Annotated in this window: 20 protein-coding genes; 2 read left to right on the plus strand and 18 right to left on the minus strand. The window is 59.2% G+C overall.

The window, feature by feature from the left end:
• From VMN77_04855 to VMN77_04885, 7 genes are all read right to left on the minus strand, one after another.
• Positions 1 to 945 carry a prephenate dehydrogenase/arogenate dehydrogenase family protein gene (locus tag VMN77_04855; GenBank protein HTN43110.1) on the minus strand — a complete coding sequence of 315 codons (945 nt, stop codon included), beginning with the start codon at positions 943 to 945 and terminating at the stop codon, positions 1 to 3.
• Complete coding sequence (gene aroF, locus VMN77_04860; GenBank protein HTN43111.1) at positions 923 to 1,939, minus strand: 3-deoxy-7-phosphoheptulonate synthase; 1,017 nt, start codon at positions 1,937 to 1,939, stop codon at positions 923 to 925. The genes VMN77_04855 and aroF (VMN77_04860) overlap by 23 nt, the downstream gene beginning before the upstream one ends.
• A gap of 192 nt (positions 1,940 to 2,131) precedes the next feature.
• Positions 2,132 to 3,211 carry a histidinol-phosphate transaminase gene (hisC, locus tag VMN77_04865; protein HTN43112.1) on the minus strand — a complete coding sequence of 360 codons (1,080 nt, stop codon included), beginning with the start codon at positions 3,209 to 3,211 and terminating at the stop codon, positions 2,132 to 2,134.
• A gap of 88 nt (positions 3,212 to 3,299) precedes the next feature.
• Positions 3,300 to 4,406, minus strand: a complete 1,107-nt coding sequence (pheA, locus tag VMN77_04870; GenBank protein HTN43113.1) for a prephenate dehydratase — start codon at positions 4,404 to 4,406, stop codon at positions 3,300 to 3,302.
• Positions 4,407 to 4,553: 147 nt separating this feature from the next.
• The gene (locus tag VMN77_04875) at positions 4,554 to 4,943 is read right to left on the minus strand and encodes a hypothetical protein (protein HTN43114.1); all 390 of its coding nucleotides are present in this window, start codon (positions 4,941 to 4,943) and stop codon (positions 4,554 to 4,556) included.
• Positions 4,921 to 6,162, minus strand: coding sequence for a 4-vinyl reductase (locus VMN77_04880; protein ID HTN43115.1), 1,242 nt, complete (start codon positions 6,160 to 6,162; stop codon positions 4,921 to 4,923). The genes VMN77_04875 and VMN77_04880 overlap by 23 nt, the downstream gene beginning before the upstream one ends.
• Positions 6,163 to 6,188: 26 nt before the next feature.
• Positions 6,189 to 6,407 carry a hypothetical protein gene (locus VMN77_04885; protein HTN43116.1) on the minus strand — a complete coding sequence of 73 codons (219 nt, stop codon included), beginning with the start codon at positions 6,405 to 6,407 and terminating at the stop codon, positions 6,189 to 6,191.
• A gap of 82 nt (positions 6,408 to 6,489) precedes the next feature.
• Here VMN77_04885 and VMN77_04890 point away from each other — a divergent pair, with 82 nt between their 5' ends.
• On the plus strand, positions 6,490 to 7,071 hold the full coding sequence (locus VMN77_04890; GenBank protein ID HTN43117.1) for an MEKHLA domain-containing protein: 582 nt from the start codon (positions 6,490 to 6,492) through the stop codon (positions 7,069 to 7,071).
• Here the strand turns inward: VMN77_04890 and VMN77_04895 are convergent.
• The 5 genes from VMN77_04895 to VMN77_04915 all read right to left on the minus strand — a co-directional run bounded on the left by VMN77_04895 (position 7,066) and on the right by VMN77_04915 (position 10,973).
• Positions 7,066 to 7,923: a methyltransferase domain-containing protein gene (locus VMN77_04895; GenBank protein ID HTN43118.1), complete on the minus strand. Its 858-nt coding sequence runs from the start codon at positions 7,921 to 7,923 to the stop codon at positions 7,066 to 7,068. The genes VMN77_04890 and VMN77_04895 overlap by 6 nt on opposite strands.
• Positions 7,924 to 8,018: 95 nt before the next feature.
• The gene (gene ruvB, locus VMN77_04900; protein ID HTN43119.1) at positions 8,019 to 9,050 is read right to left on the minus strand and encodes a Holliday junction branch migration DNA helicase RuvB; all 1,032 of its coding nucleotides are present in this window, start codon (positions 9,048 to 9,050) and stop codon (positions 8,019 to 8,021) included.
• A complete protein-coding gene (gene ruvA, locus VMN77_04905; GenBank protein HTN43120.1) occupies positions 9,051 to 9,671 on the minus strand; it encodes a Holliday junction branch migration protein RuvA in 621 nt (206 codons plus the stop codon).
• Positions 9,668 to 10,204: a crossover junction endodeoxyribonuclease RuvC gene (ruvC, locus tag VMN77_04910; GenBank protein ID HTN43121.1), complete on the minus strand. Its 537-nt coding sequence runs from the start codon at positions 10,202 to 10,204 to the stop codon at positions 9,668 to 9,670. Before ruvC ends, ruvA begins: the two co-directional genes overlap by 4 nt.
• A gap of 16 nt (positions 10,205 to 10,220) precedes the next feature.
• Positions 10,221 to 10,973 (minus strand): YebC/PmpR family DNA-binding transcriptional regulator, encoded by a 753-nt coding sequence (locus tag VMN77_04915; protein HTN43122.1) that lies wholly within the window; start codon positions 10,971 to 10,973, stop codon positions 10,221 to 10,223.
• Positions 10,974 to 11,355: 382 nt separating this feature from the next.
• On the opposite strand from VMN77_04915, the gene VMN77_04920 reads away from it, so the two are divergent.
• Positions 11,356 to 11,793, plus strand: a complete 438-nt coding sequence (locus VMN77_04920; protein HTN43123.1) for a hypothetical protein — start codon at positions 11,356 to 11,358, stop codon at positions 11,791 to 11,793.
• A 215-nt stretch (positions 11,794 to 12,008) separates the two neighbouring features.
• Here VMN77_04920 and VMN77_04925 read toward each other — a convergent pair whose 3' ends face one another.
• The 6 genes from VMN77_04925 to uvrA all read right to left on the minus strand — a co-directional run bounded on the left by VMN77_04925 (position 12,009) and on the right by uvrA (position 21,416).
• On the minus strand, positions 12,009 to 12,482 hold the full coding sequence (locus VMN77_04925; GenBank protein HTN43124.1) for a methylglyoxal synthase: 474 nt from the start codon (positions 12,480 to 12,482) through the stop codon (positions 12,009 to 12,011).
• A gap of 20 nt (positions 12,483 to 12,502) precedes the next feature.
• A complete protein-coding gene (locus VMN77_04930; GenBank protein HTN43125.1) occupies positions 12,503 to 14,572 on the minus strand; it encodes an NAD(+) synthase in 2,070 nt (689 codons plus the stop codon).
• A 146-nt stretch (positions 14,573 to 14,718) separates the two neighbouring features.
• Positions 14,719 to 15,366: a DedA family protein gene (locus tag VMN77_04935; protein HTN43126.1), complete on the minus strand. Its 648-nt coding sequence runs from the start codon at positions 15,364 to 15,366 to the stop codon at positions 14,719 to 14,721.
• Between the two features lie 38 nt (positions 15,367 to 15,404).
• The gene (gene aroF / locus VMN77_04940; GenBank protein ID HTN43127.1) at positions 15,405 to 16,418 is read right to left on the minus strand and encodes a 3-deoxy-7-phosphoheptulonate synthase; all 1,014 of its coding nucleotides are present in this window, start codon (positions 16,416 to 16,418) and stop codon (positions 15,405 to 15,407) included.
• Positions 16,419 to 16,514: 96 nt separating this feature from the next.
• Positions 16,515 to 18,572, minus strand: coding sequence for a bifunctional rhamnulose-1-phosphate aldolase/short-chain dehydrogenase (gene rhaD, locus VMN77_04945; protein ID HTN43128.1), 2,058 nt, complete (start codon positions 18,570 to 18,572; stop codon positions 16,515 to 16,517).
• Positions 18,573 to 21,416, minus strand: coding sequence for an excinuclease ABC subunit UvrA (gene uvrA / locus VMN77_04950; GenBank protein HTN43129.1), 2,844 nt, complete (start codon positions 21,414 to 21,416; stop codon positions 18,573 to 18,575).
• Between the last annotated feature and the right edge of the window lie 89 nt (positions 21,417 to 21,505).

Below are 21,505 nucleotides of genomic sequence, written 5' to 3' on the forward strand. Positions count from 1 at the left end.
TCAATTTAATTTTTCCTTGGCCGTTCGGGCCCGTTCGAATTCGCGCTGCAGTCCTTCCGCGTGGCCTTCCACCAGGAGCCGCTTGAACCGGTCCAGGGTTTTCTCGTAGGCCTCGATGACGGCCAAAAGATTTTCCCGGTTGGCCATGCAGATGTCCCGCCACATCTCGGGGGAACTGGAGGCCACCCGGGTGAAATCCCGGAACCCGCCCGCCGAATAGGACAGAAGATCGCCGCTCTTGGACTGAAGCTCGAGCGCGGTGTTGACGAGTGCGTATGCGATCAGATGCGGCAGATGGCTCACAACGGCCAGGATCCGATCGTGCGTGTCGGGATCCATCGAAACGGTCCTGACCCCGATCGCCTCCCAGAACCGTTGAACTTTTTTGAAGGCCTCGGGAGAGGTTCGGTCGGTCGGCGTCAGGATGCAAAGGGCCCCCGTGAACAGGTTCGCCGAGGCCGCCTCGATCCCGGATCGCTCACGACCGGCGATCGGATGCCCCCCCACGAAGGAGGTCCGATTCGACGGACCGCTGGAAAACAACTCTTCCAGATGACGGACCAGGTAGCCTTTGACGCTTCCCACATCCGTGACGACGGTCCCTTCCGAGAGGCAGGGGGCCAACTCGCGGGACACGGCCTTCAGTTGTCCCACCGGAGCGGCCAGGATCACCAGATCCGCTCTATGAACCGCCTTTTCAATATTCCGGAAATCCGCTTCGTAGCGGTCGACCGCCTTCCGCGCGACCGCCCGTCTCAGCTCGTCGGCGCGGGGTCCCACGCCGATGATCGTATCCGCCAGTCGTTTTTTGCGGGCGGCCATCCCGAGGGACCCGCCGATCAAACCGACCCCAACGATGACGATCTTTCGGAACAGGCGTTTTTGAGCCTGGATCGCGGGGGCACGACGTGCCGTGCCCTTCCTAGACTTCGCGGCCAATCGCATCGGCAATCTTCCGGATCTCGCTCATCATGGTCTTGAACTTGTTCGGCTTGATCGACTCCTCGCCGTCGCAGAGGGCCTCTTCCGGGTTTTGATGGACCTCCACCATGATGCCGTCCGCGCCGGCCGCCACCGCGGCCCGCGCGAGGGGAACGACCAGCTCCCAGCGGCCGGTCGCATGGCTGGGGTCCACGATGATCGGCAGGTGGCTCATGCCCTTGATGACCGGGACGGCCGACAGGTCGAGCGTGTTTCGGGTGGCGGTCTCAAACGTCCGTATTCCCCGTTCGCATAGGATCACCTTATGATTCCCCCGCGCCATGACGTACTCGGCCGAGAGCAGGAACTCCTTGATCGTGGCCGATAGGCCCCGCTTCAAAAGGACCGGCTTGTCGTAGGCCCCCACCTCCGTCAGCAGCCGGAAGTTCTGCATGTTTCGCGCGCCGATCTGGAGGATGTCGGCATGCTCGGCCACCAGCGCCACGTCGCGGGGGTCCACTACCTCCGTAACGATCGGCAGCCCGGTCTTTTTCTTGGCCTCCACGAGAAACTCCAGCCCTTTTTCCTCGAGTCCCTGAAAGCTGTACGGGGAGGTCCGCGGCTTGAAGGCGCCGCCGCGGAGGATCGTCGCCCCGGCCTCCTTCACCGCCTGGGCGATATGGACCAGCAGATCCTGCTTTTCGACGGCGCAGGGCCCGGCCATCACATGAACCTTTTTACCGCCGATCTTGACGCCCTTCGCCACCTCCACTATGGAATCGGTTTTTTTAAATTCGCGGCTGACCAGCTTGTAAGGGGACAGGATCGGCATCACCTTCTCGACGCCCGGGAAGATGGACAGCGGCTGACTGGCCAACTGGCGCTCATCTCCGATCGCCCCGATGATCACGCGCTCCTCGCCTCGGGAGACGTGGGGCTTGAGTCCGTACTCTTTCAGTTTATCGATGATATGGTTGATTTCTTTTTCGGTGACGTCCGGTTTCAAGACAATAATCATGCAGCACCCTTTCTATTTGTTGGGGGCCCGCTTCGCCCCCTCCACACATCGGCTGCAAACTGCCGAGTGCAGGCCGGCCGAGCCGGATAAAGCGGCTCGACTGAGCTCGCCGAAGTCTTCCCCCTCCCGCTCGCGTTGTTCGCCGGGAAAGTAATTTAATCGGATGGGCCAGGCCCGATCCTCGCTGGCTGTTTACTTCCTTTTCAAGACTTCCATAAGCGCTTTTACAAAGCGCCGGTTTTCCCCGGGCCGGCCGATCGAAACCCGCAACCACGACCCTTGGATATGGCGAACGATCACGCCTTTTCTCAGGAGCCTTTCATACACGGTCCCGCCGTCCCGGCCGGTATCGACATAGACAAAGTTGGCCTGACTCGGCAAATATCTCAGATCAAGGGCCTTGAACGATTCGGAGAGATAACGCCTCCCCTCGCGGTTGACCCGAAGGCTTCGAGCGACGTGGGTCTCGTCCGATAAAGCCGCCAGGGCCGCCGACTGGGCCAGGCTGTTGGTATTGAACGGAAGCCGGACGCGATTCATAGCCCCGATCACCTCCGGCGTCGAAAGACCGTACCCGATCCGCAAACCGGCCAGGCCGTACATCTTGGAGAAGGTGCGGAGAACCAGGACCGGCGCGCCCCGTCTCACGTCCTCGACCGTGTTCGGAAATTCCGGGTCGTCGGCATACTCGGCATAGGCCTCGTCCATGATCACAAGCACATTCGGGGGAAGGTGGTTCAACAAGCGATCCAACCCCCGCCGGCTGACCATGGTCCCGGTCGGGTTGTTCGGGTTGCAGATGAAGACCAGGCGGGTGAGGGGCGTCAAGCGGCGCGCCATCGCCTCCAGGTCGTAGGTGCCGTCCCGGAGCGGAACCCGCACACTGATCCCGTGATGGGCCGTCACGCTGATGTGATAGATCGCGAATGTCAGATCACCGAGAATCGCTTCATCCCCCGGCTCCAAAAAAGTCTTGGCCGCCAGATCCATGATCTCGTCCGAGCCGTTCCCGAGGATCACTTGCCCGGGCTTGAGCTTGTGTTTCTGGGCGATCGCCTCCCGCAGTCGCCGCCCGCTTCCTTCCGGATAACGGTGAAGAACGGCGGATCCTCGTTTCAAAACCGCCAGGGCCTTCTTGGACGGGCCGAGCGGGTTTTCATTCGAGGCCAGCTTGATCGCAGCCTTGATTCCGAGTTCGCGTTCCAGTTCCTCCAGCGGCTTGCCCGGCTTGTAGGGCTCGATCCCTTCGATATGTTTTCCGATTTCAATCATTTTTTAGGGGCTCACGTCGCCCCCTCCATCGGCAAAGCCTCTGGAGCCTCCCCCTCTCGCTCGCTTTGCGAGCTGGGCTTTGTTATTTTTATTCATTCCCTTTTTCTTTGGCCGCAGGATAAGACCCCAATACTTTTAAGAAAAGACACTGCTCGTTGAGCTGCTCCAGCGCCCGTCTCACCCGCTCGTCGTCCTGGTGTCCTTCGAGATCCACAAAAAAAATATATTCCCAGGCCTTTTTTCTCGACGGGCGGGATTCGATTTTGGTCAGATTGATCCCGTGCTGCGAGAAAGGCTGTAGCATATCGTGCAGCGCGCCGACCCGGTCCCGGATGGTGAACATGATCGAGGTCTTGTCGCGGCCGGTCCGGCCGAGGCCCTTGGACGAGACCACCAGAAAACGCGTAAAGTTGTTGATGTTGTCCTCGATCCGCCGTTGAATGATCTGGAGACCGTAGAGCTGGGCCGCCAGCTCCGAGGCGATCGCCGCGGCGGAGGCGTTTTCGTTGCAGAGCTCGGCCGCCCGGGCGGTGCTGTAGACCTCCGTCGTGGGGATATGGGGCAGGTGATTTTCCAGCCATACCCGGCATTGGGCGAAGGGCTGTGGATGGGAATAGATATGCTTCACATCCTCCATCTGGCCGCTCTTGTTCATCAGATGGAGGGACACCTCCTGCATCACCTCGCCCACGATCTTCAACGGCGAGTCGACGAACATATCCAGCGTGTGATTCACCACCCCCTCGGTCGAGTTCTCGATGGGGACGACGCCGTAATCGGCCCTGCCCCGTTCCACCTCGCTGAAGACATCCTTGATACTGTTCACCGGAACATACGAGGCCGAGAAGCCGAACTGTCGCTGGCTGGCGAGATGGGTGAAGGTCGCCTTCGGGCCGAGATAGGCGACTTTGAGCGGGCCTTCAAGGGACAGGGAGGCCGAGATGATCTCGCGATAGACGGCGCGGAGGGCCTCCTTCGGAAACGGGCCCTTGTTCAAACGCGAAAGCCGTTCGTAAATTTCCATCTCGCGCGCGGGGGCATGAAGATCGGACAAATTGACTTTCTTGAGCTGGCCGATCTGCATGACGATCTTGGCCCGCTTATTCAGAAGGGTGAGAATCTGCTCATCCAGCGCATCGATCAGCCGGCGCAGTTGTGCGATGCCTTTATGGTCCGTCCTATCTTTCTTGCGCATTCTCGTCTTTCGTGTTCATGTCAAATCTTAGTATTCACGGCAATGAACATAACGATTTTGCCTTTAGAATTGAAGACCTATCATCCTAAACGATTTTGGCATTCTTTGCAAGCGGTTTATTGAGGACGCTTCGGGAGCGGCTTGAAGCTACTCTTGTGGTTTCGGACCCGCGGGCTCTTGAAGGGAGGATCGGAGATGGGTCATGAGGAAAGCTTCGAAATCAGAGGAGGGCTTCTGACGGACCCAGATATAAATTTCAGGGGTGTTCATGCAGAAACCCATCTTGAAATACCCGGGGATGTCGACCACGGGATAGCTTGGAATGGCCTTTACAATTTTTCCTAACCTCCGGAAATAATCGACCATTCCCGGATTCACAACGCTGTTTTTGAGTGTGACGTGAATGACCCGTGGGTTCTTGTAACAGTCTTTTCGGACCTCCAGCGCCGCCGTCTCGAACCTTAAGGAGCTCGAGACCGGCGGCGCGGAAGTTTCAAGAGATTCGACCTCGCTATTATCTTTCGGCAACGATTTCACAGAAGGGATCTCCTTTTCCGCGGCACTTGACCTCCTTGGCGGTAAAGGTCTTCAGGTTGCGGAAGAGCTTTTTGTAATAGGCCTCATTTAACTCGGGTTTGAGAGTGATATCTCCGGTGTAAAGCAGATTGGCCAACCCGGCCGTTGCACCCGTGGCCAGGTAGCAGATTCCATGATCGCTTTTAGGGTATTTCATGGCCAAATAACCGTTCGACTCGTACGAGTTGAACACCCGTGCGACCAGGCGCTCGTTGGGGATCAGCTCCGCGACCCTCCAGACCCCCCATCCCAGGGCGTTCATGACCGCAAAAATCCCGTGCATCCAGTCTTCCCGGGACTTCAGCGACGGATAAATGAGTTGATACCACTCCGGCGACTTCATGATTCCCCCAAGCGTGTTAAAGGCGCAAATATGCCCCGCCTCCACCAGAAGAGGCAGGATCACCGGGTCGATCTCGTTCCCCCGAACCTTCCGGGTCCGCATTTCAAATTCGTAGGAGATCCGGTTATAGTAATTGGCGAAGTGTCGTGTGAGATAAACGCCGAAAGCGGGAATGTACCCTTCTTCGTTTCCGACCAATTCCATTCCGGAAACCGCCGTGATGATCCCCTCTTCATCGACTTGGTTGGTCGATTTCCGGGGCGCGACCTTGGCATCGCAAACTCCCGTTCCGACCGACGTTGGGATGACCCTCCTTTTGGAGTCGACCGTCAAATCGAAACGGCAGGCATTCGCCCCCTGGGCGATGCATTCCTTTTCGATACACCGGTAGGTACCCAAAGGCTTGTCAAAGGCTGCAGCGGCCGCAGCCTCGATAAATCCGCAGTTGAAGTAGCACGCGGGAGATTCCTGCCGGCCCCATTTCGTCAAAAAACCAAAACCGTAATGTGAAAAGGGGGCTATGATCTTTCCACCTTTTTCGGTGATTTGATTTAATTCCAAGACTCCGAACCCCAGCACTCTGAAAATATCCGCGAATTCCGAAAGCCTCTGAGTGGCCGGCTCCCCTTTTTTCACCATCTTTTGAAGCTGGCCAAACACCACCTCCGCAGCCGCGTCGACCAGAACCGGCTTCATCTGGATATCGGCAGGATCCAAAAGGGTCCTCTGTAAAGTACAATTATAGTGATGACAGTGGAACACCAGCGGTTCCCCACCAAGGACCGCCTGATTGATCTCCCGGTGAAATACGATCGGTTGTGTCGTAAGCGTTTTCATTTTCTATTGTCCTCCCAGGATGGATTTTAGAAAGGGCTTTTTAACCCCGTCATTTCTTCGATGATGGCTTTTACCTGTTCAAATAGTTTCGGATCGGTCGAGTTCTTCTCGAGCAGAGAGGGGACCGTATACCCCGTCTTGAGAATGATCCGGGCGCTCGCGAGTTTTTTCAAAGTACTGTCCGACTGCTCGTTAAACCATCCGATCAGCTTTGTCATGTTCGTTGTCTCTGTCGTCTGTGCCATGGTCCCTCCTGAAGGAAATGACGGAAGTATTAATCAATAGAAGTGTATCCGAGATTACCGGGGTGTCAAGACGGAGGGGCGGTTGCGGTCGACACTTGACATCCCTGCCCAAAAAGGCGTAGGTTTTTTAGGCGGTTACCACTGGGGTCTTGCGATGCTTTACTCAAAACTCGAACGGCCCGGGCGGGGAAGCGCCCGAGGGCAGCGCAGGGAGCTCTCCGAGGCCGTGGTCCGTCAGGCCGTCGTAATCCTTTCCAGTTACCGTCGCTGGATTGGATCGGACCTTCTTCCTCCTCAGAAATCTCCGGACGCGCTCGCGCAAAGTCTTTTCGATGCGCCGTTTGTCGTCATCTCGCATGGAACGGAAGAGGATCCCGTTCTGAATTACGGCAATCGGACGGCGCTAACTCTTTGGGAACTGTCGTGGGAGGAATTCACAAAGATGCCCTCGCGCTCGACCGCCGAGCCGATGGAGCAGGCGGAACGGGCAAGGCTTCTGGACGAGGTCTCGAGGAAGGGTTTTATGGAGGGTTACCAAGGGGTACGAATTTCAAAAACGGGCCGCCGCTTCCGGGTGGAAAAGGCCGTCGTCTGGAACCTGGTAGACGGGCAGGATCGCTGCCGAGGCCAGGCCGCGACCTTCAGCCGATGGACCTATCTATAACGATTTAATTCCTGAGACCGCAAGGGCCACGCCGGGGATTCGGACCTCTCCACCGCGACGGAAGCGCTCCGCCCCCTGAACCATCTTCTCTTCGACCTCGGTGCGTTTCTCCCGCGGGACCTTTTCGAACAGCCCCTGAAGCGGTGCGGCCATTTCCTTCAGACAGTCCAGATATTCCCGTCCCGAGGAGAATACGCCTTCGATCGGGATCTCTTCTTCTCGCAGCTCCGTAAAACCGGCGGCCTTCATCCGCCCGAGCAGATCACCCGGCCGCTCCAGATAAAAGATGCCCGGAACGGCGGGATCCACCGGCGGTATCTCGATATATTCCCTGAGAACGCCCATCGGAATTGTGATATAGGGATTTTTTTCCCGTGCGGCCCAAACGGCCGCCGCGACGGCTCCTCCCGGCTTCAGCACACGGTGCACTTCTCGAAGGGTTTTGTCCAGACGCGGGAGAAACATCAGACAGAATCGCGAAGTGACTGCATCGAAACGGCCCGCTTCAAAAGACAGCGATGCGACGTCCGATTGTCGAAAGGTTATCTGTTTTAGCCCCAGCTTTTCGGCCTTCCGTCGCGCAACCTCAAGCATCTCCTCCGCCAGATCGATGCCGGTGACGTGTCCCTTCGGACCCACCCGTTGAGCCGCCGGAATGCCAGGGTATCCGGTTCCGCTTCCCAGATCCAGGACATGATGGCCTGGCCCCAGTCGAGCCCGATCCACCAGATGCCGGTTGCAGGATTCAAATCCGACATCAAACCAGGCATCCCATTTTTCCCATGCGGACGAAACCCGGTTCCAGTCCTGGCGTTGCCCTTCGACAAATTGATTCGGATCAAAATCGGCCATCTTGCCTCCCCTCCATGAAAATGATTTTATTTTAATTGTGGGGGATCGCCTCTGTCAATGAGGCTCTTGAATTCCTTGAAGGTCGAGAGGATCGTTCAGAGCAACTTGGGCTGCTCGGGTTTCTGGGCGCTGAGGGGAACCGCCTTGCCGAAGTGAAGATAGGCCAGGGGCGTGGCCTGGCGGCCGCGCGGGGTACGGTCGACATACCCGCCCTGGATCAGGAAGGGCTCGTAGACGTCCTCTATCGTGTCCTTTTCCTCGCTCACGGCGGCGGCCAGCGTTTCGACGCCCACCGGTCCGCCGGAAAATTTTTCGATGATCGTGAGCAGCAGTTTCCGGTCCATGAAATCGAACCCCTGCTCGTCGATCTCCATCCGCCCGAGGGCCTCGCGGGCCACGTCCAAGGTGATCCGTCCGTCCGCCTTGACCTGGGCGAAATCGCGGACGCGCTTGAGCAGCCGGTTGGCGATCCGCGGCGTCCCCCGGGCTCGGCGCGCGACTTCCTTGGACCCGGCGGCGTCGGCCTCGATTCCCAAAATCCGCGCCGAACGGTTCACGATCTCCTCCAGCTCGGAGAGCTGGTAGAAATCGAGCCGGTTGATCACGCCGAACCGCTCCCGCAACGGGGAGGTGAGAAGGCCCGCGCGCGTCGTGGCCCCGATCAGCGTGAACCGGGGCAGGGCCAGCTTCACGCTTCGAGCCGAGGGTCCCTGCCCGATCACGAGGTCGAGCTCAAAATCTTCCATGGCCGGATAGAGAATCTCCTCCACGGCCGGGTGGAGCCGGTGGATTTCGTCGATGAAAAAGACGTCCCGCTCCGAGAGATTGCTCAAAATAGCGGCCAGATCGCCCGGATGCTCCAACGCCGGTCCGGAGGTGGCCTTGATGTTGACGCCCAGCTCCCGCGCGATGATATGGGCCAGCGTCGTCTTGCCCAGACCGGGCGGTCCGTAGAAAATCACGTGATCCAGGACATCGCCCCGGTCGCGGGCCGCCTGGATATAAATCGTCAGGTTCTCTTTGAGCTTCGTCTGGCCGATGTATTCGGAGAGCGAGGTCGGACGGAGCGAGGCCTCGTAGGTTTTCTCCTCCTCGTTCATCTGGGTGGTCAGGATCCGTTCGGGCATTTAGGTCCTCGATAATACTTTCAAGGATTCCTTGATCAGATCCTCGATCCCCATCGCTCGGGCGGGACCGCCGTTTCCGGTCCCCAGCACCTTCTTGACCGCGTCCTTGGCCAGGGGGGATTTATATCCCAAATTGACCAGCGCCGACACGGCGTCCTCGATTTCCTGCCTATCCTTCCCTTCGGGCGGGCCGGCCTTCGTCGAATCCGCGACCTCAACGCCCACCATCTTTTCCTTCAGCTCCAGCGCCAAACGCGCCGCCGTTTTCGGACCGATTCCCGGGATCGAACTCAGTTGGGCGACGTCCCCTCTCTTGACGGCCGCGATCAGCTCGGCGAGGGGAAGACCGGAAAGGATATTGATCGCCAATTTCGGCCCGATTCCGGAGACCCCCAGGAGGAGGAGAAAGACGTTTTTTTCCTCGCGGCTAGAAAACCCGTAGAGCTGAAGGGCGTCCTCCCGCACGTGGGTGTGGGTCCAGAAGCGGACCGTTTCGTTCTCGGACGGCAGCCGATAGAAGGTCGTCAACGGCGTCACCACCTCATAACCGACCCCGTGGACGTCCACAATGACCGACTGGGGCGTCTTCTGTACCAAGATTCCGGTCAGCGAGGCGATCATAACGGGAAAGACCGGCGCGCCGGTAAGCCGCGGTCGGCCGCGGGCCGGTTTGTCAAAGCCCGGATCTTGGCCGAGTGCAGATAGCAGATCGCTACCGCCAGCGCATCCGCCGCATGGTGGGAATCGGGCGGGGTCTTGAGGTTCAGCAGGCGGCCGACCATGCTCTCGACCTGGTCCTTTCGGGCCGCCCCGTACCCCACCACGGCCAGCTTCACCTCGGTCGGCATGCACTCATAAACGGGAAGCCCGCAGGTCTCGGCCGCCAGGAGGGCGACGCCGTGGGCCTGGCCCAGTTTCAACGCGCTTTGATAATTTTTGGAAACGAAGGTGTTCTCGACCACGACGGCCGTCGGATTCTGGGTCCGAATCAGGGCCACCAGTTCATCATAAATCTTCTTGAGCCGTTTCGGGAGCGATTGTCGTGCGACGGTTGTGATCGAACCGGAGGCGACGTACGAAAGCCGACGGTCCTCTTCATCCACCACCCCGTAGCCCGTCGTCACGGTTCCCGGATCAACTCCGATCACGCGCATGCAGGCTTCATCCTTGTTATTTCGCGGCCACCTTTTCCATCACGTCCTGGGGAATATCAAAATTCGCATGGACGTTCTGAACATCGTCGTGATCCTCGAGCACTTCCATCAGCTTGAGCATCTGCTCGGCGTCTTTTCCCTGGAGACTCACATAATTTTGGGGAACGGAGGCCACCTCGGCCGAGATCATCTCGATCCTCTGGTCCTCTAGGACTTTTCGTACCTTTTCAAAATCGTGCGGCGAGGTGATCACCTCGAAGCTGTCGTCCTCCGTTCGGAGATCCTCCGCCCCGGCCTCCAGAACGAGGTTCATCAGCTTCTCCTCGTCCGACTTGGATTTATCCACGATGATCCGGCCCTTGCGATGAAACATCCAGGCCACGCTGCCGGCCTCGCCCATCCGGCCGCCGTTTTTCTCCAACAGGTTGCGGATTTCGGAAACCGACCGGTTTTTATTGTCCGAGGTGGTCTCGATCAGCATCGCGACCCCGCCCGGTCCGTATCCCTCATAGACCGCCTCCTCGTAATGCACGCCCGGCAGCTCACCCGTGCCCCGCTGGATCGCCTTCTTAATGTTGTCGGCCGGCATGTTGACGTCCTTGGCCTTCACGATCGCCAGTCGAAGACGCGGGTTGCCGTTCGGGTCGCCGCCTCCGACGCGGGCCGCGGTCGTGATCTCGCGGATGATCTTGGTAAAGACCTTCCCCCGCTTCGCGTCCTCGGCGCCCTTTTTCCGTTTGATTGTGGACCAGTGCGAGTGCCCGCCCATGACGCATAATCCTTATTCATTCTCCGTTCACCTTTCGTAGGGGTGGTGGCCCGCGGCCGCGCAAGGCAGACACATCGACCTATCCCTACCAGGTGAACGGAGACTTGAGTAACCTGAGATTGTCCGAATGCGCTATTTTTAACACAAACGACGGCGAGAGTCAATGAACCGCACGAACCGGCCTTGACAGAGAAAGCGAGCGAGGTATATTTAAACCATATTGATTTTTATTGTCGATCCCCTGAACGATCCGGTGAGCCGCGGTGGCCCGCAATAAAAAGGAGACTTGGAATAACGAAAAAGGCTCTATTGGCAGCCGGAATTTTTAGCGCGTTTGCGTTGATGTCACCGGCCCATCCGGACAAAAGGTGATTATAAAATCATGCCCAAGCCGATGCGAACTCTTTCTGCCTTGGTGGTCATCCTCCTTATTTTGGCTTTTAGCCAGGACCTTAGAGCCAAGCAGCCGCCTAAACCTGAATTCACGATCGAAACCCTTCCCGCCGATAATGGACCCGTCGAGTCTCGGATTTGGAGCCTAGGCGATTCGATTAGAATCTTGGAGGCCATGTCTCTTCCGAATACCTGCGATACGGTAGTGGGAGAGGTGAAGTTCCAAGACGACAATACGGAGGTTTTTGTGAAACTCAAACCCGAGAGTCAGAATCCTCCCGGGGGAACAGATTGCCATCCGAATGATGTCCCGGTTATGGTATCGGTCACCATCCCCAACATGCCATTCGTCGTGGGTTGCCACCATAATATTACGCTCGAAACACCCCAAGGGATAAAAACCCGCGGCGTCAGGATCGTTTGGTAATTCTTGATCAAGTCCTTTTTGACCCTCCTGAATGAACCTCATATGCTGTTAAAAAACCCTGTCAGAGATGCTTCAAGAGGTAAAGTAGAATTATATTAAGATTGGCCAAAATCTATTGAAAATCAATATTCCGATTTTTGAAATGAGAAGAGACCGTAGGGGTGGAAAAATGGCCTCAAATTTTTCCCGCAATCGGACGATCCCTCATCGCATGGCTACGATGATTTCTCCTCTTCGATCTTTCGGGTTCGGTACGTGTCATAATCCGGCACAAGACGATCATAATTGCTGTCCATCAGGGGAGAGGAGATCATGAAATCGGCGGTGGAGCGATTGCAGGCGACGGGAATGTTCCAGACCACCGCCATGCGCAGGAGCGCCTTGACGTCCGGGTCGTGCGGCTGCGGTTCGAGCGGGTCCCAGAAGAAAATGAGGAAATCGATCTCCCGGTCGGCGATCTTGGCGCCGATCTGCTGATCGCCGCCCAAGGGCCCGCTCTGAAGCTTGTTGATTTTGAAACCGAGTTCCTGCTCCAGGATTCCCCCGGTCGTCCCGGTCGCATAGATCTTGTGATGCGCCAGGAGCGTTTGGTTGTATTTGGCCCATTCGACCAGATCGCGCTTCTTGTTGTCGTGAGCGACCAGCGCGATTTTCTTATCGTGTTCCATGACGATTTTTTTGTGCGTCATTTTCATTCATCTCCTCTCCCTTAATCCGTTTCTTCGTTCGGGACGGCCTCGAGCTGTGCCAGCCAGGCGTCGGCCTCGCTGTCACTCGGCGCCCGATAGTCCCCGCGGGGCGAGAGCGATCCCCCCGACCCGACTTTCGGGGCGTTCGGCAACGCGCTTCGCTTGAACTGGCTGGTCTGAAAGAATCGTTTGAGAAAAACCCCCAACCACCGCTTGATCTCTCCGATGGAAAATTCACGGCGCTGGTCTTCCGGAATATCCGGCCATTGGCCCTCCGCCTTGTCATGCCAGGCGCAGTAGGCGAGAAAGGCGATCGTCGGAGGCGAGTATCCGAAGCGGAGGGTGTAATAGAGATGGAAATCCTGTAAGGCAAATGGACCCACGATCTCTTCCGAGCGCTGACCGGGCTGCTCTCTGGAGACGCCGGGTACGAGTTCGGGGCTGATTTCGGTCGAGAGAATCTCTTCGAGCACCGGACGCAGATCGGGACCGAGCGCCCGGCTCTCGGCGACCCAGCGAACCAGGTACTGGATGAGCGTTTTCGGCACGCTCGCATTCAGATCGTAGTGAGCCATCTGGTCGCCCACGCCGTACGTACACCAGCCCAGTGCGAGCTCGCTCAAGTCGCTCGTCCCCACGACGATGGCCCCTTCTTTGTTGGCCACGCGAAACAGAAGACTCGTCCGCTCGCCCGCCTGGACATTCTCAAACGTGGTGTCGTACACGGGCTGGCCATCGGCATAGGGATGGCCGATGTCCTTGAGCATCTGCTCGCAGCCCGGACGGATATCGATTTCGTGGGCCGTGCAACCCACCGCCTTCATCAATCGCCCGGCCTGGTCGCGCGTGCGGGGGCCGGTGGCAAACCCGGGGAGTGTATAGGCCAGAATGTTTTCGCGGGATTGTCCCATCACGTCCATCGCCTTCGCACAAACCAAGAGGGCCTGGGTGGAATCCAGCCCCCCGGAAACCCCGATGACCACTTTATCCACTTTGGCCGCCTGCAGACGCTTGACCAAGCCCTGCACTTGGATTTCGTAGACTTCACGGCACCGTTCATCCCGTCGTTGCGGGTCGCTGGGGACGTAAGGATATCGATCATACCGGCGATCCAACAGCAGGCGCGCCGTGTCGGGAAGCTTTGCGGCCACGCGAACGAGACGAAAGTCCCCGAGATCTTCCCGGTGACGACGGACCGCCTGCGCGAAACTATTCTGTCGCATGCGATCCTGAGCGAGGCGCTCCAGATCAAGGTCCCCCGTAATAAATTGAGGGCCGTAGGTGAATCGCGGGGTCTCCGCCACGGGAGTCCCGTTCTCGTAGATCATCCCGTGACCGTCCCAGGCGAGGTCGGTCGTGGACTCGCCAAATCCGGCGGCCGAATAGACGTAGGCCGCGAGGCACCGGGCGGACTGGTTGCCGACCAGTTGACGCCGGTAGTCTTCTTTTCCCACGGTGATGTTGGAGGCGGAAAGATTGAAAAGGATCGTGGCGCCGGCCAGCGCGGCCATCGAAGAGGGCGGGACGGGAACCCATAAATCCTCGCAGATCTCAACGTAAAAAGTATAGGCGGGTTGGTCCTCGATTCGAAACAAAAGCCGGTTGCCAAAAGGAATATCATGTTGACCCAGAAGGTCGATTGTGTGACGGAGGGCGCAGTCGGCCGGAACGAACTGGCGTAATTCATAGAACTCGCGGTAATTGGGAAGGTAGGTCTTCGGGACCACTCCGAGCAGCCCTCCGCGATACAGCACCACGGCGCAGTTGAATAGCAAACTGTCGACCTGCAGCGGCAGACCGACGACGGCGATCACCGGGATTTTTTTAGATGCGTTCAGAACCTCGCCGAGCGCCTCGGTGCAGCGGTCGAGGAGGGCCTTTTGATGGAACAAATCCTCGCAGGAATAGGCGGACAACCCCAGCTCCGGAAACAGGACGTGAAGGACGCTCCGCTCCACGGCCCGCTCCATGAGCGCGATCGTCTGTCGGGCGTTATAGGCGGGATCGGCCACCCGGACCTCGGGGATGGCCACCGCCACGCGCACGAACGCATGATTGTAAAGGTTGAAGAATGATCCCTCTTTACCCACGGGCCTCCGTCTATGCCGTCACGTTTCCCAACAGGGGCCTTGCTTCAACTCCCGAACAAGAATAGGCCTAAACCGATTAAAAATCAACATGCCGACTTTTGAAAATCCGAGAGGGTTTTGAAGCCGGCCGTGATCGCGGAACCGGATTATTTCAGGTTCTCGCGCGCGCCCTCGGGCCTGGCGGTTAGGCGCATAACGACGATGTAAAGGACGGTCAGTATCAGGATGAGGGCCACGAACCAGTGGAACCGATCAGTAAGAACCCGGATCATCTGTTGCGGATCGTTGAGCAGTTCGGGCCGGTCGCCGATCACCTCGGACCCGAACCAGGCCAGCACGGAGCACCAGACCGCCGAGCCGGTGATCGTCATCAGGCTGTAGGTTTTAAATTCCATCCGGACGATTCCGGCCGGGATGCCGATCAGGTGCCGCACAACCGGCAGGAGCCGCGCAAAGAAAACCCCTCCGGCTTCATATCGCGCCAGCCAGCGCTCGGCGCGGAGCAGTTTCGATTCGGGAATGAAAACATAGTTCCCGTAACGGACGACGAGCGGCCGGCCGATCCATCGGGACACCCAGTACATGACGGCCGCGCCGAGATAGCTTCCGATTGTTCCGGCCAGGATCACGCCCCAAAAATTGTAGCGACCCTGCGCCGCCCAATAGGCCGCGGGAGGTATCACCACCTCGCTCGGCAGAGGGAGGACGGAGCTTTCCATCGCCATCAATAAGATGATCCCCGGGTAACCCCAGTCCCGAACCAGGTTGAACCATAACACGATCCATGCGTGCATTTCCGGACCCCGTTTGCTCGATCATCAAGACATGGGCATTAAATGCGTCGGCCGATGGAGGAGGCCACGAGCCGGATCTGCCGCATGAGTTCCTGAAACATGGGGAGGGTCAGGGATTGGGGACCGTCGGACAGGGCATGTTCCGGCTCGGGATGGATCTCCACGATCAATCCGTCGGCGCCCACCGCCACGCCCGCGCGCGCCAGGGGAATGACGCCGTAACGCAAACCGAATCCGTGGGAAGGATCCACGATCACCGGCAGATGGGAGAGCTGTTTGAGCACGATGACCGCGCCCAGATCCAGTGTGTTGCGGGTCATCGTCTCAAAAGTCCGGATGCCCCGCTCGCACAGCACGATCTCGTAATTGCCGCGCGAGGCGATGTACTCGGCGGCCATCAGGAGCTCCTTGATCGTCGCGCTCAGACCCCGTTTCAACAGGACCGGTCGCTTGGCGTCGCCGACCTCTTCCAGGAGCGGAAAGTTCTGCATATTGCGGGCCCCGATCTGAAGGACATCCGCGTAGCGCGCCACCATGTCCACCGTTCCCGGGCTCATCACTTCGGTCACCACCTTCAGACCGGTCTCCTCGCGAGCGAGCGCCAAGAGTTTGAGCCCGTCCTCTTTGAGCCCCTGAAAATCGTAAGGGCTTGTACGCGGCTTGAACGCACCGCCTCGGAGGAACTGCGCCCCCGCGGCCTTGGCCGCCCGCGCGCAGGCCATCAGCTGGGACTCGCTTTCCACCGAACAGGGGCCCGCCATCACGGCCAACGATTCGCCGCCGATGGTGGCCCCGTTCACATTCACCACGGTTCGTTCGGGCTTGACCTCGGAGGACACCAACTTAAAGGGCTGACTGACCGGGATCGCCTGGGCGACCCCCGGAAGTAACTCGAAGAGGTCCGGTTCCACGGGACCATGGTTGCCCGTGATCCCGATCGCCGTTCGCTCACTGCCGGGAATGGCGTGGGGCTTGAAACCCAATTCCTTGATCTTTTCAACCACCGCTTGGATCTGCTCCGCGGTGGCATCCTGTCGCATGACGATCAGCATCCTCGCCTCCCATACAACGAAAGTATAGTTGAACTCCGGCGGAATTACAAGCCGGCGGGGACGGGTTTCACGATGGGCAAAGGAGGAACGCGGGCGTTACCTCGGAAACGCCTCGCGGACGCCGCCGTCCACGGGCAGGATCGCGCCGGTGGTTTTGGAGGAACGGTCGGACGCGAAATAAAGGACGGCCTCGGCGACGTCGCCGGGATAGATCTTGGTCTTGAGAAGATTACGCCTGGCGTAAAAATCTTCGAGTTGTTCGATCGGAATGCCGTGGGCCTTCGCGCGCTCCTCCCGGATCTCTTTGGACCAGAGTCCGGACTCCTGAAACACGCCGTCCGGGTTCACCATGTTCACGCGGATACGATCCTCCGCGCCCTCGATCGCGAGAATGCGGGACAGTTGGGCCTGGGCCGCCTTGGAGGCCGAGTAGGCCCCGAAATCTTTTCCGGGCGCGAGGACATTCTTTGTGGCGACGACCACGATATTCCCGCCGAGGCCCTGCTCTTTAAAAATGCGAAGCGCTTCCCGACAGACCAGAAAGTGGCCGGTGGCGTTGACCGCCATCGAGCGATCCCAGTCCGAAAGCGACAGTCGGTCGACCGGCGAGGATTTCGCGATGCCCGCGTTTGAGACGATGATGTCCAGTCCCCCGTAGGCCAGAACCGCGCTCTCAAAGGCCTTTTGAACGGAGGATTCGCTCGTTACGTCCATTTTTACGGCGGTGGCGTTCGCCTCGCCCGCCTTTTGATTGATCGCCTCGGCCACGGTGCGGGTCTTCTCAAGATCGATGTCGGTCAATACGACCATCGCCCCTTCGACGGCCAGCCGCTCGGCCAGCGCCTTCCCGATTCCCCCGGCCGCGCCGGTCACCAGCGCGACCCGCCGGGACATTTCCTTCTCGGGCGGTAGAAGCGTCAGCTTGAAATTCTCCATCGGCCAGTACTCGAAATCGCAAAGCTCGCGAGGCGAAAGCGAAACGTAGGATGAAATCGCAGCACTGTCTTGAATCACGCCGAGTGTGTGCCGGTAAATATCCCGCGCGATGCGGCTCGCCCGACGGTCTTTTCCGGTCGTGAACATCCCGACGCCCGGGATCAGGATCACGCGAGGGTTGGGGTCGAGCATCGTGACACCCGGCGTCTTGTGCCGCTCGAAATAACGGACATAGCGCTCCCGATACTGCGCGAGCGATATTGGAAGCGTCGCCGCGATCGTTTCGGGATCGGGCCGGCCTGAACCCTTCGTTTCCAAAAACAAGGGCCAGGGTTTCGTATGCATCAGATGATCCGGCGTGAACGGCCCGATTTGGGACAGCGCTTTGGCCTTGGGGCGATTGACGAATTGAAGGACGGCCGGGTCGTCGTCATAGAACAGGACCATCCGTTTCCCGCTACCGATTCCGCCGCGAAGCGCCGGCGCGACCGCGGCCGCGATCGCGCGACGGGCCCGTTTGGAAACGGCCGGACCGGCCGGCCGCGCGCGGGGCCGCCTTCGCCGTGCGATATACCGCTCGGCAAGGGTGATCATCCGGATCGTCTCGAGGTAGGCCTCCTTGGCGGATGCGCCCCAGGTGATCAGCCCGTGCTTGTCCAGAATTATCGCGCGAAGCCCGGGGTTTTTCGCGTACGCCTCTCCCGTCTTTTTGGATAGAAGGAACCCGGGACGAAGATACGGGATAAGCGCGACATTCGCGCCATATAATTCTTCGATGATCTCATCGCCGTTCGGCGTGTCGGTCAAGGCACAGATCGCGTCGGCATGGGTGTGGTAAATATGGGTCGTCGGAAGAAAGGCGTGGAGCAGCGTCTCGATCGAGGGCTTCGGCGCGCCCGGTTCCAGAACGGATTTCGACTGATAGGCCACCATCTCGTCATCGGTCATCGCCTCCCGCTTCATTAACGGGAGGAGGTCGTCCAAGCGCAGCGGCGTGAACTGCCCGGGGGTGATCGTCCTCATGTCCGACCCGGAGCCCTTCATCCAGAGGACCCGTATCGGCCGGCCGGTGTGATCCAAGCCATTTATCTTGAGGGACGAATTCCCCCCGCCCCAAAGTACGAGGCCTGGGTCCATCCCGATCAGACGGGAGGTGTGGACCAGGATGCTCAGCCCCTCCAGCCCTCGCGCCTCATTATCCGACCAGCGGCTCTTCATTTATCGATCAACCCAAGACATCGCTTTCTTTAAAAACTGTCCCGTGTAGGACTCCTTGTTTTGCGCGAGCGCTTCGGGCGTTCCGGTCGCGACGATCCGGCCCCCTAGATCCCCGCCCTCCGGCCCCAGATCGATGACCCAGTCCGAATTCTTGATCACGTCCAGGTTGTGCTCGATCACCACGACGCTGTTCCCGGCGTCGACGAGCCGATTCAAAACGTCCAACAGCTTTTGGATGTCGGCGAAATGGAGGCCGGTGGTCGGCTCGTCCAGGATGTACAAGGTCTGCCCGGTCGCGCGCCTGGACAGCTCGCGGGAGAGCTTGACGCGCTGCGCCTCGCCGCCGGAAAGCGTCGTGGCCGACTGGCCCAGATGAACGTAGCCCAGGCCGACGTCCTGGAGCGTTTCAAGTTTTTCCTTGATGTGCGGGATCGCCGAGAAAAAAGCGGCGGCCTCGTCCACGGCCATATCCAGGATGTCCGCGATCGTTTTTCCCTTGTATGTGATCTCGAGCGTTTCCCGATTGTAGCGCTGGCCCTTGCAGACCTCGCAGGTGACGTAGACGTCCGGAAGAAAATGCATCTCGATCTTGATCACGCCGTCCCCCTGGCAAGCCTCGCAACGGCCGCCCTTGACGTTGAAGCTGTAGCGCCCGGCCTTGTAGCCCCGCATCCGGGATTCGGGAAGCCGGGTGAACAGGTCGCGGACGAAGGTGAACAGGCCGGTATAGGTGGCCGGGTTGGACCGGGGCGTTCGGCCGATGGGCGATTGGTCGATATTAATCACCTTGTCGAGATGCTCCAGCCCCTTGATCTGATCGCACGCACCGGGACGGTCCGTCGCACGGTACAGCCGCTGCGCAAGGTTTTTGTACAGCACCTCGAGGACCAGGGTGCTCTTGCCCGAACCCGACACTCCCGTGACGCAGGTGAAAAGGCCCAACGGGATCGGAACATCGATGGTCTTGAGATTGTTTTCACGGGCCCCGATGATCTTCAAAAATTTCTGCGCCGATCGGTGCCGCCGGGGAAGGGAGATGACAAGATCCCTGCGAAGGTATTTTCCCGTCAGGGACTTCTCATCGCCCGTGATCGCTGCGGGCGTCCCCTGGGCCACGATCTCGCCGCCGTGGATACCGGCCCCCGGCCCCATGTCGATCACATGGTCCGCCGTAAGGATCGTCTCCTCGTCGTGCTCCACCACGAGGACCGTGTTGCCCAGATCCCGCAGGCGGATCAGCGTATCCAGCAGCCGGCGATTGTCCCGCTGGTGCAGGCCGATGCTGGGCTCGTCCAGGATGTACAGCACCCCGGTCAGCGAAGACCCGATCTGCGTGGCGAGCCGGATCCGCTGTCCCTCGCCGCCGGACAGCGTGGCCGCGGCGCGGTCGAGCGTGAGGTAATCGAGGCCGACGTTCATCAAAAATCCGAGCCGTTCCTTGATCTCCTTCAAGATTCGGTGGGCGATGAACGCCTCCCGTTCGGTCATCCTCAGGCCGGCAAAGAAAATGTCCGCCTCCTTGATCGAGAAGCGCGCCACCTCGGCAATCGACTTTTCCCCGATCGTCACGGCGAGGCTCTCCGGCTTGAGCCGCTCGCCCTGGCAGACCTTGCACGAATGGCTGCCCATGTATCGGGCGATCTCTTCGCGGATGTAGCTGGAATCCGTTTCGCGAAAACGCCGCTGGAGGTTTCCGATCACGCCCTCGAAGGGCCTGCGGTAGGCGTGCCGGTGGCCGTCGCTGTCGTAATGGAAGGGGAGCTCCTCCGAGCCGGAGCCGTTCAGAAGGATCCGCTGGTGCTCCGGCTTGAGGTCCTTGAAGGGCGTCCGGAGATCGAACCCGTAATGGTTCGCGACCGCTTCCAGCATTTGATAATAATAGACCGAGAACCGTTTTTCCCAAGGCTTGATCGCCCCCTCGCGGAGGGAGCGGTTCTTGTCCGGGACGATCCGGTCGGGATCCAGGTCCATCGTCGTTCCGAGGCCGCCGCAGGCCGGGCAGGCGCCGTGGGGATTGTTGAAGGAGAAGACGCGGGGCGTCATTTCGGGAAGGCTGATGCCGCATTCGACGCAGGCCAGCTTTTCGCTGAACAAGACCTCCTCCCCGTCACGTTGAAGAAGAACGATCCCTTCGGCCGGGCCGGCCAGTCCGGCCGGAAGCCGCAAGGCGGTCTCGATGGAATCGGCCAGTCGTTTCCGGATCCCGTCTTTGACCACCAGCCGGTCGATCAGAACCTCGATGGTCTGCTTCTTCTTTTTATCCAGGGCGATCTCTTCCGAAAGATCCCGAATATGTCCGTTGACCCGGACGCGGGTGAAGCCGCCTTTGCGGAGCTGGAGCAGTTCCTTTCGATATTCCCCTTTCCGGCCCCGGACAACGGGGGAGAAAATCTGGATCTTGGAACCGGCGGGCCAGGTCATGACGTGATCGACCATCTGCTGAACCGTCTGCGCCGCGATCGCGCGTCCGCATCGGGGACAGTGGGGCCGGCCGACCCGCGCGTACAGGACACGAAGGTAGTCGTAAATCTCGGTCACGGTTCCGACGGTCGACCGCGGGTTATGGCTGGTCGTCTTCTGCTCGATCGAGATGGCGGGTGAAAGCCCGTCGATCGAGTCCAGATCCGGCTTGTCCATCTGCTCTAAAAATTGCCGCGCGTACGCGGAGAGGGATTCCACGTATCGGCGCTGGCCCTCGGCATAGATCGTGTCGAAAGCGAGCGAGGATTTTCCGGAGCCGGACAGCCCGGTGATCACCACCAGCCTGTCGCGGGGGATCACGACGTCGATGTTTTTTAAATTATGCTCGCGCGCCCCGCGGATGACGATCTCTTTCTGTTGCATCGGGTCCCTCAAACGGCCGTTTGAATTTTGTAGTATACCATGTCCGGGTTTCCGCCGTCCACCCATTGACAACGGCCTCCAATGGTGTT

The sequence above is a fragment of the Nitrospiria bacterium genome (assembly GCA_035498035.1).
GTDB lineage: Bacteria > Nitrospirota > Nitrospiria > JACQBZ01 > JACQBZ01 > JACQBZ01.